Below are 17,504 nucleotides of genomic sequence, written 5' to 3'. Positions count from 1 at the left end.
ATATAAAGAGAAACAAAGCATATGGCAAATTTTTGCTTGCTCGATAAGTAAATTCAATCAGCTTTATTTCAGCCTTACTATTTTTATTCTTGTAAAGTTTATGTGTATTTTTAATATTGAATTCATATTCCTGTTTTAATGAGAAATTTAGTGCCAATTGTACTTTTTTTTGCTTTGCTCAGTTTGCAATGTAAAGAGCAAACAAAAGAGAATGTAAAAGAGAGTACCACAAAAGACTCTGATTCTGCCACGGATGAAAAACAGCCTATTAAAATTCAAATTAATGAGCCAGATGATGTAATGACCCCTCAAGGTATGGTTTGGATTCCGGGTGGTGCGTTTCAACAGGGTGCGGTGCAACAAGATAAGATGGCCATGCAACATGAAAAACCGGCACATATAGTGCATATCGATGGGTTTTTTATGGATATAACAGAAGTGACCAATGCAGAATTTTCAAAATTTGTAGAGGAAACGAAATATATCAGCGTAGCTGAGCGTGCTATTGCGTGGGACGAAATGAAGAAGCAATTGCCCGAAGGAACACCAAAACCCCATGATTCAATTTTGCAACCAGGAGCTCTGGTGTTTAAAAAAACAAAAAGTTCGGTCCCTAATTTATACGATTTTTCTCAATGGTGGGAGTGGAAGATAGGTGCAAGTTGGAGGCATCCTAATGGGCCTGAAAGTTCTATTGTCGGAAAGGAGAACGATCCTGTGGTTCAAATTTCTTTTGAAGATGCATTGGCCTACTGTACATGGGCAGGCAAAAGGTTGCCTACGGAAGCAGAATGGGAGCGTGCGGCACGAGGAAATCAAAATAATAAAGTATACGCCTGGGGAGACGATGTTTCTGTTTTAAGCACAAAAGCCAATACCTGGGAAGGAGAATTCCCAGTAAATAATACTATGGTAGATGGTCATGAGCGGCGTGCAGAGGTAAAATCGTATCCACCAAATGATTATGGACTATATGATATGTCTGGTAATGTTTGGGAGTGGACAAGCGATTGGTACAGTAGCAAATATTATAGAGAACTACAGCAGTTGAATAAGGCAACGGTAAATCCGAAAGGGCCTCAGCAGGCTTATAATCCTAACAACCCCTATGCAACAGAAAAAGTAATTAAAGGAGGCTCCTTTCTATGCAGTGATTCCTACTGTGCCAGTTATCGCATATCCTCACGAATGGGCACAAGTCCGGACTCCGCATCGGAACATGTTGGGTTTAGAACTGTAGTATCTGTGGCCATGTTACAATCGGAAAACAGAAAATAGCGATGTTTTTGAAGCATCAATAGGGGTATAACAACTTTTGATAACTTTTAACGCATGTTTTTTTACAAAAAACTTATTTTTGACATCCCAAAAAGGATAAGCTAAAAAAAAGCCAGAATAAATGCGACGGGTAGCTATAAAACAGTTTTTTATACTGTATGTTAAAAAATTAATAATGAAGATATAGATTATGTCAGAAAAAATTGAAAGAATTAAAACCTTAATTATAGGATCGGGCCCTGCAGGGTATACTGCTGCCATTTATGCTGCGCGTGCAGATTTAAAACCAGTAGTATATACAGGGATGGAACCGGGAGGACAGTTAACTACCACGACAGAAGTAGATAATTTTCCAGGCTATCCTGATGGCATAGATGGCCCTACCATGATGATGCAATTACAAAAACAAGCAGAGCGTTTTGGTACAGAAGTCAGAATAGGAATGATCACAGCTGTTACTTTAAGCAAAGAAATTGGAGGTATTCACAAAGCTGTAGTGGATGACACTACTGAAATTGAAGCCGAAACAGTGATCATATCTACTGGGGCTACAGCTAAGTATTTAAACATACCAAGTGAGCAAAAACTTCGAGGTGGTGGAGTATCTGCTTGCGCAGTTTGCGACGGTTTTTTCTATAAAGGACAGGATGTTGCCATTGTGGGTGCTGGTGATACGGCTGCAGAAGAGGCATCTTATCTTGCCAACATCTGTAAAAGTGTAACAATGCTAGTCCGTAAAGACGAAATGCGAGCGTCAAAAGCAATGCAACATAGAGTCAATAGCCTAAAAAATATAACTATTCTGTACAATACAGAAGTAGACGAGGTTTTAGGGGATCAAGTCGTTGAGGGCTTAAGAATGGTGAATAATATTAGTGGCGAGAAAAGCGAAATAAACATTACAGGCCTTTTTATCGCAATCGGACACAAACCGAATACGGACATCTTCAAAGGTCAGTTAGATATGGATGATACGGGTTATTTGATCACCAAGGGAAAGTCTACTAAAACAAATTTACCTGGTGTTTTTGCTTGCGGTGACTCTCAAGATAAGGAATACAGGCAGGCTATTACAGCAGCAGGAACGGGATGTATGGCGGCTTTAGATGCTGAACGCTATTTGGCTACAATTGAAACGCCAGCTGCTATAGCATAAGTAATTATGACAAAGGCTTTTTAAATTATTCTCGTAGGTGTATAGCGCCCTTGGATAACTTAAAAAGCCTTTTGTTTTAGTTTTAATCGATTCTTTTGTAATTCTCAGAAAAAATAGGATCTCCATTATCATCAAGGGTAATTTGTTGGTAATAATTGGGTTCAAGTTGCAATTTAAACTTAAAGACTTGTACCGTATCTTGAATTTTCATCATTGTTTTAGATCCAAACTCTAAACGCTCTTCTAACCTATTATTTTTGACTTCATAGGCTCCATAGCCAAACCATTCCGCAGGATCATTAGGAGAATACCTAGTCCACATTACTTTTCCTTTACTGTAAATTTTAATTTGTTGGTATCCATTCAAATTAAATAAGGTGTCTGTTACGTTCATCCCGTTATAATTATAACGATTTACGAGCTCCCAAGTTCCTTCCAAACTATTGGTATTTCCTTGAATTTTTTCAGCAGTTGTTGTAGAAAATGAAATTAAAAACAACACCGAAAAAAGTAAGATAACTAATTTTTTCATGACATTATAGTTTAAGTTATTACATAACAATAAGTTACGATAATTTTTTTAAAGAGGGGCCTATTTATGGAAATTTAATTCATTTCGTTTTCAATTCAATGATTTGTAATGAAACCATGAAAATTTTGATATTGTTTATTGTAAAAAACAAAAAAATTAGATTAATCACATTTAAACCCTTAATTGTTTGTTTTTTAAGTTTTTTTTAGGACTTTAGCTAGAGTTAACCAATCGAAACAAATATGAAAAAATCACTTTTATTGCTTACCGCGCTATTTTTATGTGCATACGGTATGGCACAAAACGTTACGGGTAGCGTTAAAGATCAGAATGGAGCTCCATTACCTGGAGTCACAGTTTTGATTAAAGGCACAACCACGGGTGCAACAACAGATTTTGACGGAAATTTTAGTATCGCAGCATCTGAAGGCGATATTTTAAAATTTTCATACTTAGGTATGAAAACTAAAGAAGTTTCAGTGACAGCGTCTAAAAGTATCAATGTAGTTCTAGAAGAAGATGCTAGTGCCTTAGATGAAGTTGTAGTTACAGCTTTTGGGATAGAAAAGAAGCAAAAATCTTTAGGATATTCTGTAACACAGATTGATACAGAAGATTTAAATTTAAATGGACAAGCAAATGCTTTTGAAACCTTGCAGGGAAGAGTTGCAGGTGTTCAAATTAATCGAACCTCAGGAGCTTCTGGTGGAGGTGTCGATATTTTAATAAGAGGTATCACCTCGGTAAACCCTAATAGAAGTAACCAACCGTTAATTATAGTGGATGGTATAGCCATAAATAATGATACTTTTTCCGGTGATGTTAGACCAAGTGCAGGTTCTAACTCTCCGAGTAGTTCAGAGCAATTTGCTTTTTCGAATAGAGCAGGCGATATTAACCCTGAAGACATTGAAACTTTTAGTGTTTTGAAAGGAGCAGCAGCAACTGCGTTATATGGCGTTAGAGCATCCAATGGCGCCATCGTGATTACAACAAAAAAAGGAAAACAGGGTAAGGCTAAAATAAACCTAACAGCATCAACCACGTTTAGAGAGATTAATAAAACACCAAATTGGCAAACTACTTATAGAGAAGGCTTTAACGGTCTTCCTAGAACATTGTACGATCCAGATTCTCCTACGGGCTTTAATCGGGTTCAAAATGCAACTTCATTTTATAATTGGGGTCCCAAATATTCTGATGATGTAGCTTTTTTGGCTGACGGGACAGCAGTAGATTTAACAGGGGATCAATTTTATAACCCTTTTGATATTTTCAGAACGGGATTTAATTCTCAAGTGAATTTAAGTATTAGTGGAGCCGACGAGAAATTAGATTATTTTTTCTCCTTAGGAAATAATAGTGAAGATGGCGTCTTGCCCAATACAGATTATGAAAAAACAAACTTCAGGTTAAATTCTGGGTATAAGGTAACCGACAACTTTAAAATAAACACGTCAATATCCTATACAAAATCTGGAGGAAAAAGAGCTAATGGTGGTGATAAATCCGTCATGAGTGCATTAAGTTATTATTCGGGTACGTTTCCTATAAATGATTATCAAAATCCGGATGGTTCTGAAAGAGATTATTCTTTCGGGATTATAGACAATCCTAGGTATTTAATGGAAACAAGTAGTTTAGTGGATGATGTGAATAGGTGGGTGGGTAACACTACTTTTAATTGGACTCCTAAAGAATGGATAAATATTACCTACGCTGCTCAAATTGATAATTACTCTGATAATCGGAATCGTTTTGTTGGTGCAGATTTAGACGGAGGTTCTCAAGTTGGCGGATTTATTTTAAATCAAAATATCAATTTTACAGCTTTAGAGTCGAACTTTTTAGCAGCTTTTACAAAAGATTGGTCTGATGACTTTACAACGGAATTGACTTTAGGACATCAAATTTCAGATTCTAAAAGAGAGTATAATGAAGCAAGAGGTGAAAGCTTAAATGTTCCAGGTATTAACGAGATCGGCAATACTACTAATTTTTTCATCAATAACGATGTTACTCAACTAAGAAATATGGGTGTTTTTGGTGAATTAAAATTAGGCTACCAAGATAAATTATTTTTAACCTTAACTGGACGTAATGACTGGTTGTCAACACTTCCAAAAGAAAATAGATCCTTCTTTTACCCATCTGCGAGTTTAGCTTATGATATTTCTGATGTTTTTGGCGATACCGATGTTTTTACCTTTGGAAAACTTAGAGCTTCGTGGGCTGAGGTTGGTAAAGGTCCTGGTTTTGGGGATGTTGGACAGTATTTTATTGTCGATGGTGATTTTCCTTTTGGAGGAACCGGTGGGTATAGAAGAAGTACTTTATTGGGTGATCAGAATATAGTACCAGAGAAAAACCAATCCACGGAGTTTGGATTAGATTTTAGATTTTTTAAAGATCGCATTCGTTTAGATTATTCATACTACAAAACAAGAGTTAAAGATCAAATTTTTACGGTGGGAACTGCTGCTTCTTCAGGTTTGTCTGGAATCACAAGAAATGCTGGTGATTTTGAAGTTTTTGGTCACGAATTACTATTAAGTGGTAATATCATTCAAAAACCAGATTTTCAATGGGATGTAACCTTAATTTGGTCTACAAATGAAGGGCAAGTATTAGAAATTCCTGAAGACATTGAAGCTATAATTTTTGCTGATTCTGGTTTCGCAGGAATAACTTCAGAAGTTAGGGCTGGCGATAAAATGGGCACTTTATACGGCTATAAATGGCGTTATGAAGATGGTCAACGGTATATAGGCGCCAATGGCCTTCCTGAAATTATTACCAGTGAACGCGTAAAGGTAGGAAATGCATTTCCTGATTTTGTTTCCTCAATAGGCAGTAGTTTTAAGTGGAAAGGATTAGGTTTTAATTTCTTGTTAGAATACAAGAAAGGTGGAGACTTATATGATTCTGGTTTAAGAAACGCTATTAGAAATGGAAATACAGCCAGCACCCTTGTTAGAGAATTAACGGTGTTAGACGGTGTAATGGATGATGGTAGTGGTGGCTTTACACCCAACACTATGGAAGGTTTAGTAGGTCAGAACTATTATCGAAACTCTAACCAATTTAATAGAGCTGCAGAGGTTCTAGTGCAAGACGCTTCTTGGGTTAAATTAAGAAATGTCACCCTTTCTTATGATATTAAAAGTAGGTTTGTTTCAGATTTGAAAATATCAAATTTGAGTGTAAACGTTAATGCAAATAACATATTAATTTGGACACCTTTTGATGGTTTTGATCCAGAAGGTAACCAATATAGCGCTGGTAGTAATGTTTACGGTTTTACAGGTTTAAGTGTGCCAATTTCTCAAAGTTACACATTTGGTATTAATGTTGGATTTTAAAAAAAATTATGATGAAAAAAAATATAACAAAACTAGTCGTATTAGCAGTAGCAACTGTTTTTTTTGCATCCTGTAGCGATGATTACTTTGATGTTAACACGCCATCTAATACGGCGACTTTAGAGCAGTTAAGGATGCAAGATTTAATGGCTCCAGTAATTCATAGCACTATGGAAGCACAGTATTCTGCTGAATTATCGTTTGGTAATTATGTGCAAAATTTCGTAGGTACTGGAGGAGGTGCTGCTGGGCGAACAGAGGCAGTTGGCCTGTGGAATCAAGTATATTTATTTATTTTGCCAAACCTAAAAGCTATTAAAGAAAAAGCGATTGAGAATAATGCCACCCATATTGGTGCTATTACTGATATTTTAACAGCTATTAATATAGGTATCGCTACAGACACTTGGGGTAATATTCCTTATTCTGAAGCTGCTAACGGTCCAGATAATAATTTTCCAAAATTTGATCTACAAGAAGATGTTTACACGCAAATTTTTAGTTTATTAGACGGGGCAATTGCTGCTTTAGAAGCAGCAGACAATTCTGGTTTTAATTTAGGAAATTCTGATCTTATTTATGAAGGTAATTCTGCCAAGTGGTTGAGAACAGCATATACTATGAAGGCCCGGTATCAATTACATTTAGTAAATAAGGGTACAGTAAGTGCCAATGATGTTTTAGCGACTATAACCAATGGATACACGTCTAATGCAGATGATTTTCAAATGTTTTATGATGATAAAAGAATAAACCCTTGGTATTCTGCAGAAGTGTTGGCTAGAGCAACTGGTAACTTAAGAAACGATATTGCTAGTCAGCTAGTAAGTTCCATGAATGGTAATTATTATCCTTTTTTAAGTGGTTCCATTTCGATCGACCCTAGATTGCCTTTATTTGCTGAAATACCAGCAACGGCGACAGAATATAAAGGATTTGTTAGTGGTGGTGTGGGTGTTTCTCCTGATGGCTCACCAGCAAATACCCGATTTAAAACAGATGGCTATTATACAAGTATTGATTCACCTTTACTATTGATTAGTTTTGCTGAGGCTAAATTTATTGAGGCTGAGGCAGCTTTTTTGGCGAATGGTGGCACCACGACAAGTACAGGATCTAACAGCGCTGCGTATACCGCCTATTTGGCCGGTATTAATGCAAGTATGGCAATGTATGGTGTAAGTGGTGCAGATTATGTGGCAGACGCATCCGTCGCAGTAGGGGAAGCTGGCCTTATGTTAAATCATATAATGAAAGAAAAATACATCAATAATTTCTTAAATCCTGAAACTTTTGTTGATTTTAGAAGGTATGACTTTTCAGATGATGTTTTTACCGGACTAGTAATTAGAGAAGAGCAAGCTGCTGACACTAATGAATTTATGGGGCAATGGTTTAGGAGAGCAGAATATCCTGCATCTGAAATTGCACGTAATGCTACAAATGCTTTAGCCAATCAAGAATCTCCAATAACACCAGTATGGTGGGATGAATAAATATAATCGATTAAGTTTTAAAAGCCATTCTAAAATATTAGAATGGCTTTTTTTATTTCGAGACGTTTAATTTTCTAGTTGAAAGGGTATCCGAACAACAACTGAGCTCAACTGAGCGATTTTTAATAGCGATTAATTACCTCACAAAGTCTGAGGATATCATCTTCAGTATGTGCAGCAGTTATTACGATTCTGCTCATAAGATTTGCATCTTCGGTAGGATATCTAAAACTAGTGACTATAATAGCGTTTTCTTCTAGGTGTTTGGTTAAGTTTTCATCCGAAAAACTAAAAGCAGGGTGCCCTTTCATACCCTGAAATTTTGAAGGGTTTTTTAAATGATGCAAGAATACAGCAATATTTTGGGCTAATAGAATTCTTTTTTGTTGGTAGAGATGCTCTGCCTCGACTAAGGTTGCTAAACCTGCAGGCGTAGCTGGACTAGCACCACCAAAGAATTCGGTGTTTTTTAAATTTTCTAGTCTTTCTTTTGTTCCGAAAATAGCACCTGCTTGTATTCCAAACCCCTTGCCTAAAGAACAACATACGATGACTTCTTTAGGCTTTAGTTTTTTTATGGTTTTATATATGCCACTGCCATTTTCACCAACGATGCCTATGCCATGAGAGTCATCTATCACTAAAATGATTTCTGAAAGGGGAAGCTTCTTTAAACCTTCAAAGTAAGGATAATTAGCTCCAGAGAAATCTATGGCATCTAGAAAAACAATTGGCGTTTTATGTTTAGCCTCTTCTACATAATGTCGAAGTGCAATATTTAGCGAACTGAAGGTGACGTATGATTTGGTTTTTTGTTGAGAGGTATAAAGCGCGCTATGGGTATTTGGGGCATAAAAACAGGCCTCATTATCTTTTGATAAGGTTTGGGCTAAAAATTGACCTGCTAAAAAACCAGAAGACATGCTTAGGCAAGCGTCACTACCTACTAAATTTGCTAAATATTGTTCTGCTTTTTCAAAAATCGAGAGTCTAACATTTGCTTTTCTAGAAGCACCATAATTGGTGCCATACTTTTGAAGGGCTTCAATAAATAATTGTATAAATGGTTCGTCTTTTTGAAGTCCTAAATAGCCAGTACCACCAAAATAAAGAAACTTTTTGCCCTGTACAGTAATTTCTCTACCTGGAAATTCAGCAACTTCTACGCTCATGTAAAATTTATCTTAGTGTTACACCAGTTCCTCCCAAAGAAGGGAAAATAACAGTAGCATCCTCTTGAATTACGATACCATCGGCAATATCTTGTTTTAATAAGAGCGCGCCATCCATATCCACATAATCAAGTTGAGGAATAAGCTGGGCAACAGCAGAGATACCTACGGTAGACTCTGTCATGCAACCCACCATAACTTTAAGCCCTAATTCTTTTGCTTTTTTTATCATCCTTAAGGCAGGCGTGAGTCCGCCACACTTCGTTAATTTTATGTTGATACCACTAAAATGCATGGCACATTTTTCCACATCAGCTTCTACAATACAACTTTCGTCCGCTATAATGGGTAATACACTATGGTGCATCACTTTTTCCATACCCTTCCAATCATCGGCCTTTAATGGTTGCTCTAAAAATTCTACACCTAAATCTTTTAACTGAGGCGCATTAAAGATAGTTTCCTCGGCGGTCCAAGCACAATTTGCATCAATTCTAAAGACGGCATCGGTATGTTTACGAAGTTCTTTTATGATGGCTACATCTTGATCAGTACCTAATTTTATTTTGTAAATAGGCCAAGGGGTTTCCTGCATTTTCGCTAGCATTTTATCGATACTATCAATACCTATAGTGTAATTGGTTGTGGGGTAATTTTCAAGTGTGGTGCCCCATATTTGATATAGAGGTTTTCCTAATAACTTTCCATATAAATCGTGAGCCGCGAGATCTAAGGCACAAATAGCAAAATTAGATAAGCCTTTTTCGACCAAAAATTGGTGAAATATTTCTGGTTTCGTAAAGTTAAATTGCTCGATATCATTTTGTATAGCCGTAATCTCAGCCATTAGGCTTTCTGTGGTTATATGGTAGTACGGATTAGCTGTAGCTTCACCATATCCTGTTGTGCCATTTAAAGAAAGGCAAGCAATTAAGCTGTCCTGAAAATCTCTTGACTCTCTCGATATGCTAAACGTGTGTTTTAAGGGCAATACATACTTTTTAAGTGTAATGTTCATACGGCTAAAGTTTCTACTAAAGTAGCTAATCTGTAAAGATTATAAAAAGAAAAAGCTACTGAAATTTCAGTAGCTTTTGACTTCGAAATGAAGCGGTATTAATCAACATTATTGATTTGACCAGCAACACTTTTTTTACTGCTGAGCGTAGCATTACCAGAATAGGATATATTACCACCACTACTGGCATCTGCATATAAAGATTCAACCACATTCAGTTGTACATTAGCTCCGCTACTGGCTTGAGCCTTACTTATCGCCGTTGTTAACGCTGAGGCATTTATATTCGCACCGCTGCTTGCATCTACACGGCTATTTTTTACAGTTCCAGATAGTGTGATATTGGCTCCGCTGCTCGCATCAACGCTTATGTTATCAGTGGTAACACTTGCAACTACAAGGGCTCCACTGCTGGCATTGATGCTTAGTTCTGACGTATTTATCACCGTTTCAGTTTGTAACTGCGCGCCACTAGAGCTATTTAAACTGTTGATGATGGGTAGAAATACATAGACGTTTTTAGTAGCCTTACCAATATTTTTTATCGCATGAATTTTCAAGGTGTTATTTTTAATATCAGTGCCAATTAATTCATGGATGTTTTCGTCGGCCTCTACTTTAATTTTAAACTCTTCAGCTTGTGTTACATACACGTTGATACCTTCAGAAGCTGCTATAGTCGTGAAGTTTTCTAAGACTTCTCTTGTTTGCTCCGTGATGTTTCCATTTCCTTTTTCTCCTGTGCTAAAGTCCAATCCACAAGAAGTCAAAAGCAGACTTAAGGTTATGGTAATGGCAATTTTTACTAATGTTGTCATGATTGTTGTTTTTAAGATTGATGTAAAGATGTTGATTTTTAAAAGTTTTTGGTATTCATAAGTACTCAGTTGTCAAAATTCAGGCTTGAGTTGTTATAATGAACCTTAAACCTATAAGTTTATTTTTTATGATAGGTGTAAAGTTCCAAAACTTTTAATTATTTACGTTCACGCCGTTTTCGTCAATTTTCATTTTAAACGATTCTCTATTGTCTTTAATATCAATATCAATTCCATTTTCGTCAATCTTAATCTTCCCCTTGTCATTCGTATCTTCGATGTTGATATCAATTCCGTTTTTATCAATTTTAATACTGCCTTTTTCGCCATTGTCGTTGAGGTTAATATCAATTCCGTTGGCATTTATTTTCACCTTATTATTTTCGTTTGAAATATTGACTTCTTTTTCTGGACAGTTGGTACAAATAACACTATCATTGGCATTCATTTTATAGGTAAAATCTGATATCTTAGCGTCTTCTGGGAAATCATTTCTTTGTAAATCTAAGGCCCACCAATCCTTACCGAAACCCGAATAGTTTAGCAAAGTGCCTTTCGGAATATAGACGACTACTTTTACTTCTTGATTTTTGAATTTATTTTCGCGATCTGTAATTAAAAAATCATTGAAATTAATGGTATTACCGCTTATAGAATAGGTATAGTTAATTTTTTCGGCCGTTTCTCTAGCATTTGAAAAAGTACTCCCATTTGCATTTTTTTTAACCTCTACGCGCATTAAAGAATCCGTTGAAGTTTTAAAGCTAAAACGCACATCATTGGAAACTAATATTTCATTGCCCTCATCATCAAAACTCACCATTAAATCGCCTAAATTCATTTGCTTTCTTTTCCAATAGACTTCATTAGAATTTAATACAATATTTAAGGTATCGTTTTGGTTTGCTAAGGGATATTCGTTTGTGATGGCTGTAGTATCCCAAAATGCTCTTGAAGTGGCTTGTTGTACCCCTAAAACTATAAAGAAAATTAAGGATAGTAACCATAAGCCTAGTAGTGTGAATTTGGCTACTGAACCTATAGATTTTAAATTGGTAATCAATATTTTAAGACCTAAATACATGAGAAAAAATAATGGAATTGCCCCTAAAAAGAAGGTACATACGACCACCAACCACAGGGGTGTATTGGTAGCATCCACCAATTCATATAGGTTTAATGGGCCCACATGTACGTTATCAAAAACACCTGCAGTAAATAAGGCTACAAGCATGGCTAATAGGCCTATTCCTCCAGCCAATATTAATAGTATCCCCATGAATTTTCCGAAAATTTTAAAGAAAAACATGATGATATCGCCTATCGTATCAAAAAAAGTTTTACTACTACTCTTAACTTTATTGCCTACTTTTTCATAATCTACATTTTTAACGCGCTCGGCAACATCATCAAAACCCTCTTTGACCTTGCGTTCAATATTACTGATGTTTACGTCTTCACCACGCATGTCTAATTTTTCAGCAGTGGTTTTAGCCTCAGGAATTAAAATCCACAATAAACCGTAAATTAAAATAAAACCACCACCAGAGAAAAAAGTTAACGCGAGCCATAAGATTCGAACCCATATGGCTTCAATACCAACATAATGTGCGAGTCCTGCCGAAACCCCCGCAACATATTTCTTATCGACATCGCGGTATAGTTTCTTAACTCGTTTGGCTTCGGTCGTATTTTTTCTAGGTTCGTCTTCAAAAATATCTTCATCAACGATGTAATCTTCGGGTTGACCCATAATGGCAATTACTTCATCAACTACTTTAGAGGTAATTACTTGTCGATCGTTGGCTAACTTTTCGTGGAAAAGTTCCGCTATTCTAGCTTCGATATCTGCCAATATTTCATCACTCCCAGGGGTATTGGCAAAGGAACGTTTTACAGATTCAAGGTACCTTTTCATTCGGTTATAGGCATCCTCATCAATATGAAAAAGTATATTAGCGAGATTTATATTTACTGTCTTATTCATCGTTAGTTGTTTTTGTTGTTGGTTACCAAATTTGTTGCACTTCTTAATTCATCCCAAGTGGAATCGAGCTCTTTTAAGAATAGTTTACCTGTTTCTGTTAAGGTGTAATACTTTCTCGGTGGGCCGGAGGTAGACTCTTCCCATCTGTAATTTAATAATCCCGCATTTTTTAATCGTGTCAGTAAGGGGTAAATAGTGCCTTCTACGACTAGCATTTTTGCATTTTTTAAGGTTTCTAGAATTTCAGAAGCATACTTATCTTCTCCATTTAAAATGGAGAGGATGCAGTATTCTAAAACTCCTTTACGCATTTGCGCTTTTGTATTTTCTACATTCATAATTTTGCCTTGCTTTTAATGCACATATCAAGCTAACCTGATGGTTAAATTATACGGCATATGTGACTGTTCGTTCTTTTTGTTGATTCTGATGAGAATTGCATTTTGTTTTAATTGATTTCAGATTGATGAATAAACTCCTCCTTGTAAAGGTGTGATGAATACCTTTTATGCTTACTTTATAAATTTAATGGTTAAGGGATAGGAAAATTTTTCTCCTTCATTTGTTTTGATGACCCCGAGAATAGTATACACAATATTTAGTACAAATAAGGCAGTGTGTAATAATCCGGTGATCCCTAGTGGAATTAGCCAGCTCCCAAATCGGAAGGCATCACTATTAAAATGAAAATTAAAGCGATTAAAATCATTTAAATTTCCAAATGAAAAGTTTCCAAATTCAAAGATATTCGGCAGAAACCCGATAAATAATGGAACACTAATTAGGCCGAGTACTATAGCATAGAGCAATAAACTTAGCTGAAAGTTCAAAACCTGCTTTCCATTATAGTCTACAAAACGGTATTCATTTTTATTGGCTGTCCATAAAACTAAAGGCACAATAAAGTTTCCAAAAGGGAAAAAGAATTTTGAAAACGTAGAAGCATGTAGTAATGCGGATAAATTTTTCTCGTGTTTTGATAATGTATCTGTCATAACTTGGTAATTTCTTATACAAATATATATCCAAAAGAAGGTACTATGCAACACATAGTACCAAATATTAACAAAAAATTAACAATTGATAGCTCAATATTTTTCAATACTTTTATGGAATATTAAGCATAACTATGGCAGTATCCGCAAGTAAGTTTAACATGTTTGCATTTTTTAAATTACCATCGGCATGGTGGTGTGGCGTGCGTTTACGGCATATTGAAAGAAGTAAAGCGGTAGTTACCGTAAAGCATCGTTGGGTGAATCAGAATCCTTTTAATTCTATGTTTTGGGCCGTACAAGGTATGGCGGCCGAATTAAGTACTGGAGCTATGATGATTGATCAAATTAAAGAAAGTGGTCATCATATATCTATGCTTGTGGCCCATAATAATGCTAGTTTTTCTAAAAAAGCAAGGGGTAAAATTACCTTTACCTGCGAAGATGGTGATTTAATAAAAGGGGCTATTGATACAGCGGTAGCAACAGGCGAAGGGCAAACCATTTGGATGAAATCAGTAGGCGTAAATGCGGATGGAGTCGTGGTATCTACCTTTAACTTTGAGTGGACCATACGCCTAAAACAATAAGTGATGAAGCCTAAAATACTATTTAGTGAGCAACAAAAGTTTACCCAATGGTGGTTGTGGTTGCTCCTTATAGCGCCTATTGTAATCATAGCCTATACTTTAATACCACCTACTATAGATGTTCCCAACCCTAAAAATTCTTCTTTTCATTTGGATCCTTCTAATGATATTTGGATTTCGCTAGTCATTATGTTATTGGTTCTGCTGCTGTTTCTAGTGATGCGATTGAACACTACCATTGATCAAGTAGCAATTACGGTTCGCTTTTTTCCATTTTTTAAAAAATCTTGGGAATGGAGTGAGATCCAGTCTGCAAACGTGGTAACCTATAGATTTGTTGGATACGGCATCAGAATAAGTGGCAGCTATGGGATGGTTTATAATGTGAAAGGAAATAAAGGATTGGCTATTCGATTAAAAAATGGCCAGAAGTATTTGGTAGGAACTCAAAATCCAGAAGCGATGCAGCAAATTCTTAATAAGATAACAACTTAGTATTTCATAAGCTTGTGTAAAAAAAATTGAATAACTATTTAAAAAAAGTAAAATGAACGCACACGAAATTGACTATCAAATTTTTGGAGAAGAAATGCAGTTTGTAGAGATAGAACTAGACCCTCAAGAAGCAGTTGTTGCCGAAGCAGGTAGCTTTATGATGATGGATACGGATATTGTTATGGATACTATTTTTGGTGATGGTTCTAATCAAGACAAAGGAGTTTTGGGGAAATTTTTTTCTGCAGGAAAACGATTATTAACTGGGGAGAGTCTGTTTATGACTGCCTTCTTAAATTCTGGACGATTGAAGCGAAAAATTAGTTTTGCATCTCCGTATCCCGGAAAAATTCTAGCCGTTGATTTATCGGAGATACAGGGAAAATTTATATGTCAGAAAGATTCTTTTCTATGCGCGGCTAAAGGCGTTGCTATTGGTATAGAGTTTTCAAAACGCTTAGGGCGTGGTTTATTTGGTGGAGAAGGCTTTATCATGCAAAAACTCGAAGGTGATGGTTTGGCTTTTATTCATGCAGGGGGTACCTTAGCTGTAAAACAACTAAAGGCAGGTGAAGTTTTAAAAGTAGATACAGGATGTATTGTTGGGTTTACACAAACCGTCGATTATGATATCGAGTTTGTTGGAGGTATAAAAAACTCAATTTTTGGTGGAGAAGGTCTGTTTTTCGCCACATTACGCGGCCCAGGTACGGTGTATATACAATCATTACCGTTTAGTAGACTGGCAGGTAGAGTTTTGGCATCGATACCTAATGGCGGAAAAGATAAAGGAGAGGGAAGTGTCTTAGGGAAGTTAGGGAACCTGCTGGATGGAGATAATAGGTTTTAAAGTGTACGATAGGTATTGAAAAAAGGGATGCATCAAGGTGCTTAAAAGCATGGTATAAACGCCGTCATTTTTATTTTAAATTCAGTCACTTTCTTCAGAAAATAGGCAATATGAAAGCTGTTTTTTTTACTTAGTAATGATCTCTTAGGTTTTCAAAAAAAGCGTACATCCTTTTTTTTATTTCTTCTGTAGATGCTCTGTAATGATTATTCATAAAACTAAAAATCAATACCTTGCCTGAGTTGGTGAGCAAGTACCCACTTAGATTGTAATTGTTCCCAAAAGAACCTGATTTAGCATAGATATAGGGAACTCCTTCCCCATCTAAACCTTCAGCTACTGTCAATTTCCCCCGCACAGGAAACAAATTAAACAAGCGTTCTTTGGGTTCTTCGGTATACATTTTATCTAAAATTTGAATAAATGATGCAGGAGAAAACAGATTGTATCGTGATAATCCAGAACCATCAACCCATCTAGGTTGCTCGGATAAACCAATTAATTGCTGTTGAAGGATATTTTTTTGAGCCATTTCAACATTTAAGGTATCCGATAAGGTAGCACTCGATAGTACCAATAATTGCTCTGCTAAAAAATTATCACTTACCTCCATCATTCTTTTGTAAACCGAATCTGAGGACACACTGTATAAGATGCTTTTTTCTCCCATAGGAAATTGGTTTGCAATACTAACTTTTTTATCTAATACCTGTTCTAAAAGGTTTTTTGTAAGGGTAGTATCTGTTATAAAGGGTATTTCGATGCTGTCTTTTTTAGCAAAATTAGTATAAAAGGTATTGCTATAATCGGCTCTGCTTTTGGTATGGCTTAGGTCTATGACATTATTTTTGAAGTAGTCGGGAGTTATCTTTATCGTATCGGCTTTGGTTATAGATACCACATTACCATACATAGGAAAGGCATTGCGCTCTGGTTGAAAATAAAATTCATAGTCTTCCCAAGCCCATCCAGGGCCATAGCGTTCTGATTCAAAATTATTTAAAATAAGTGCGATGTTTTTGTAATTTTTTAGAAATGATAGGGTAGTACTATCTTGAAAATAGGGATGTAAAAATGTTGGATCGCCAGTGCCTTGAATATACAGAGTATCCTTAATAGCCCTATATTTTAAAGCGGGAATTTTGTCAGGTAAGGATCGCAGGGCTGTGTACAAGGTAAAAATTTTAGTAGTACTAGCTGGTAAAAAATACTTGTGGCTATTAAGGCTTATCAAGGTGTCCTTTTTTACGGGATCATAGACCATGACACCTAAAAATTGATTTTCGAAAACAGCATCGTTTAAAATCTTTGCAGTTTGCTTCTTTATATACTGTTTTTTTGTAGTTGTGCAGCTTGATAAAGTACTCAATAACAATACGATAACAATAAATTTTCTCATAAAAAAGAATGGTTTCATACTGTTGAAAACTACGTAATTTAAGTGATTTAACAGCAATTTATCTATTTTTTAACTAGGTATAAGTAATAAAATGTATTTTTTTTTGGTTATCTTAGGCCTAACAATAAAAAATTTTTTATCATGACAGAATCAATGCTTGAGTATACTATTGTAGTGCTCAAAAAAGTTAGTTTTGATACACGATTATTTTATAAAGAAGTAAAAAAAGCAATTTCAATATTGTTGCCAGAGGAAGTAGAACAACTAAAAATTTGGCTTCAACAGTTCATTGACGACAAGCCTGAATTGCAACAAAGTTTAATATTAATTACGAATTAATAAAAAAAGCCACCAAA

Annotated in this window: 16 protein-coding genes; 8 read left to right on the top strand and 8 right to left on the bottom strand. The window is 35.8% G+C overall.

Features of this window, described 5'->3' with window-relative positions; all coding sequences use genetic code 11:
- Nucleotides 1–138 precede the first annotated feature (138 nt).
- Both GQ45_RS05460 and trxB read left to right on the top strand, forming a co-directional pair.
- Nucleotides 139–1,278: an SUMF1/EgtB/PvdO family nonheme iron enzyme gene (locus tag GQ45_RS05460; RefSeq protein WP_047415812.1), complete on the top strand. Its 1,140-nt coding sequence runs from the start codon at nucleotides 139–141 to the stop codon at nucleotides 1,276–1,278.
- Between the two features lie 190 nt (nucleotides 1,279–1,468).
- Entirely contained in the window at nucleotides 1,469–2,434 is a 966-nt protein-coding gene (gene trxB / locus GQ45_RS05455; RefSeq protein ID WP_047415811.1) for a thioredoxin-disulfide reductase, read from the top strand.
- An 82-nt stretch (nucleotides 2,435–2,516) separates the two neighbouring features.
- On the opposite strand, the gene GQ45_RS05450 is transcribed toward trxB, so the two are convergent.
- A complete protein-coding gene (locus tag GQ45_RS05450) occupies nucleotides 2,517–2,966 on the bottom strand; it encodes a hypothetical protein (protein WP_047415809.1) in 450 nt (149 codons plus the stop codon).
- A gap of 242 nt (nucleotides 2,967–3,208) precedes the next feature.
- Here GQ45_RS05450 and GQ45_RS05445 point away from each other — a divergent pair, with 242 nt between their 5' ends.
- On the top strand, nucleotides 3,209–6,328 hold the full coding sequence (locus GQ45_RS05445) for a SusC/RagA family TonB-linked outer membrane protein (protein ID WP_047415807.1): 3,120 nt from the start codon (nucleotides 3,209–3,211) through the stop codon (nucleotides 6,326–6,328).
- 8 nt (nucleotides 6,329–6,336) lie between these two features.
- Nucleotides 6,337–7,824, top strand: coding sequence for a SusD/RagB family nutrient-binding outer membrane lipoprotein (locus tag GQ45_RS05440; protein WP_047415805.1), 1,488 nt, complete (start codon nucleotides 6,337–6,339; stop codon nucleotides 7,822–7,824).
- A 122-nt stretch (nucleotides 7,825–7,946) separates the two neighbouring features.
- Here GQ45_RS05440 and GQ45_RS05435 read toward each other — a convergent pair whose 3' ends face one another.
- From GQ45_RS05435 to GQ45_RS05410, 6 genes are all read right to left on the bottom strand, one after another.
- On the bottom strand, nucleotides 7,947–8,996 hold the full coding sequence (locus GQ45_RS05435; protein ID WP_047415803.1) for a pyridoxal phosphate-dependent aminotransferase family protein: 1,050 nt from the start codon (nucleotides 8,994–8,996) through the stop codon (nucleotides 7,947–7,949).
- Nucleotides 8,997–9,003: 7 nt separating this feature from the next.
- Complete coding sequence (locus tag GQ45_RS05430; protein WP_047415801.1) at nucleotides 9,004–10,014, bottom strand: dipeptide epimerase; 1,011 nt, start codon at nucleotides 10,012–10,014, stop codon at nucleotides 9,004–9,006.
- Nucleotides 10,015–10,112: 98 nt separating this feature from the next.
- Nucleotides 10,113–10,832: a head GIN domain-containing protein gene (locus GQ45_RS05425; RefSeq protein WP_047415799.1), complete on the bottom strand. Its 720-nt coding sequence runs from the start codon at nucleotides 10,830–10,832 to the stop codon at nucleotides 10,113–10,115.
- A gap of 154 nt (nucleotides 10,833–10,986) precedes the next feature.
- Nucleotides 10,987–12,819, bottom strand: coding sequence for a PspC domain-containing protein (locus tag GQ45_RS05420; RefSeq protein WP_047415797.1), 1,833 nt, complete (start codon nucleotides 12,817–12,819; stop codon nucleotides 10,987–10,989).
- Between the two features lie 2 nt (nucleotides 12,820–12,821).
- Nucleotides 12,822–13,157 (bottom strand): PadR family transcriptional regulator, encoded by a 336-nt coding sequence (locus GQ45_RS05415; RefSeq protein ID WP_047415796.1) that lies wholly within the window; start codon nucleotides 13,155–13,157, stop codon nucleotides 12,822–12,824.
- 174 nt (nucleotides 13,158–13,331) lie between these two features.
- Nucleotides 13,332–13,814 carry a DUF4870 domain-containing protein gene (locus tag GQ45_RS05410; protein WP_047415794.1) on the bottom strand — a complete coding sequence of 161 codons (483 nt, stop codon included), beginning with the start codon at nucleotides 13,812–13,814 and terminating at the stop codon, nucleotides 13,332–13,334.
- 134 nt (nucleotides 13,815–13,948) lie between these two features.
- On the opposite strand from GQ45_RS05410, the gene GQ45_RS05405 reads away from it, so the two are divergent.
- Genes GQ45_RS05405 through GQ45_RS05395 form a run of 3 tightly spaced genes read left to right on the top strand, consistent with a single transcriptional unit; the run spans nucleotide 13,949 to nucleotide 15,749 of the window.
- The gene (locus tag GQ45_RS05405) at nucleotides 13,949–14,404 is read left to right on the top strand and encodes a DUF4442 domain-containing protein (protein ID WP_047415791.1); all 456 of its coding nucleotides are present in this window, start codon (nucleotides 13,949–13,951) and stop codon (nucleotides 14,402–14,404) included.
- Nucleotides 14,405–14,407: 3 nt separating this feature from the next.
- Nucleotides 14,408–14,899 (top strand): hypothetical protein, encoded by a 492-nt coding sequence (locus GQ45_RS05400; protein WP_047415790.1) that lies wholly within the window; start codon nucleotides 14,408–14,410, stop codon nucleotides 14,897–14,899.
- 52 nt (nucleotides 14,900–14,951) lie between these two features.
- Complete coding sequence (locus tag GQ45_RS05395; protein ID WP_047415788.1) at nucleotides 14,952–15,749, top strand: TIGR00266 family protein; 798 nt, start codon at nucleotides 14,952–14,954, stop codon at nucleotides 15,747–15,749.
- A gap of 130 nt (nucleotides 15,750–15,879) precedes the next feature.
- On the opposite strand, the gene GQ45_RS05390 is transcribed toward GQ45_RS05395, so the two are convergent.
- Nucleotides 15,880–17,148 carry a D-alanyl-D-alanine carboxypeptidase/D-alanyl-D-alanine-endopeptidase gene (locus GQ45_RS05390; protein WP_047415785.1) on the bottom strand — a complete coding sequence of 423 codons (1,269 nt, stop codon included), beginning with the start codon at nucleotides 17,146–17,148 and terminating at the stop codon, nucleotides 15,880–15,882.
- Between the two features lie 141 nt (nucleotides 17,149–17,289).
- Here GQ45_RS05390 and GQ45_RS05385 point away from each other — a divergent pair, with 141 nt between their 5' ends.
- The gene (locus GQ45_RS05385) at nucleotides 17,290–17,487 is read left to right on the top strand and encodes a hypothetical protein (RefSeq protein ID WP_047415782.1); all 198 of its coding nucleotides are present in this window, start codon (nucleotides 17,290–17,292) and stop codon (nucleotides 17,485–17,487) included.
- Nucleotides 17,488–17,504 lie beyond the last annotated feature (17 nt).

Origin of the sequence: Cellulophaga sp. Hel_I_12, from assembly GCF_000799565.1 — a bacterium.
Lineage (GTDB): Bacteria > Bacteroidota > Bacteroidia > Flavobacteriales > Flavobacteriaceae > Cellulophaga.
This window is presented reverse-complemented; position numbering and strand designations above follow the sequence as displayed.

Bases quoted from the DNA above. Each gene is read 5' to 3' on its own strand.
- GQ45_RS05425 (WP_047415799.1), bottom strand. From the start codon at position 10,832: ATGACAACATTAGTAAAAATTGCCATTACCATAACCTTAAGTCTGCTT.
- GQ45_RS05395 (WP_047415788.1), top strand. From the start codon at position 14,952: ATGAACGCACACGAAATTGACTATCAAATTTTTGGAGAAGAAATGCAG.
- GQ45_RS05435 (WP_047415803.1), bottom strand. From the start codon at position 8,996: ATGAGCGTAGAAGTTGCTGAATTTCCAGGTAGAGAAATTACTGTACAG.
- GQ45_RS05460 (WP_047415812.1), top strand. From the start codon at position 139: ATGAGAAATTTAGTGCCAATTGTACTTTTTTTTGCTTTGCTCAGTTTG.
- GQ45_RS05410 (WP_047415794.1), bottom strand. From the start codon at position 13,814: ATGACAGATACATTATCAAAACACGAGAAAAATTTATCCGCATTACTA.
- GQ45_RS05445 (WP_047415807.1), top strand. From the start codon at position 3,209: ATGAAAAAATCACTTTTATTGCTTACCGCGCTATTTTTATGTGCATAC.
- GQ45_RS05415 (WP_047415796.1), bottom strand. From the start codon at position 13,157: ATGAATGTAGAAAATACAAAAGCGCAAATGCGTAAAGGAGTTTTAGAA.
- trxB (WP_047415811.1), top strand. From the start codon at position 1,469: ATGTCAGAAAAAATTGAAAGAATTAAAACCTTAATTATAGGATCGGGC.
- GQ45_RS05420 (WP_047415797.1), bottom strand. From the start codon at position 12,819: ATGAATAAGACAGTAAATATAAATCTCGCTAATATACTTTTTCATATT.
- GQ45_RS05390 (WP_047415785.1), bottom strand. From the start codon at position 17,148: ATGAGAAAATTTATTGTTATCGTATTGTTATTGAGTACTTTATCAAGC.
- GQ45_RS05430 (WP_047415801.1), bottom strand. From the start codon at position 10,014: ATGAACATTACACTTAAAAAGTATGTATTGCCCTTAAAACACACGTTT.
- GQ45_RS05450 (WP_047415809.1), bottom strand. From the start codon at position 2,966: ATGAAAAAATTAGTTATCTTACTTTTTTCGGTGTTGTTTTTAATTTCA.
- GQ45_RS05385 (WP_047415782.1), top strand. From the start codon at position 17,290: ATGACAGAATCAATGCTTGAGTATACTATTGTAGTGCTCAAAAAAGTT.
- GQ45_RS05440 (WP_047415805.1), top strand. From the start codon at position 6,337: ATGATGAAAAAAAATATAACAAAACTAGTCGTATTAGCAGTAGCAACT.
- GQ45_RS05400 (WP_047415790.1), top strand. From the start codon at position 14,408: ATGAAGCCTAAAATACTATTTAGTGAGCAACAAAAGTTTACCCAATGG.
- GQ45_RS05405 (WP_047415791.1), top strand. From the start codon at position 13,949: ATGGCAGTATCCGCAAGTAAGTTTAACATGTTTGCATTTTTTAAATTA.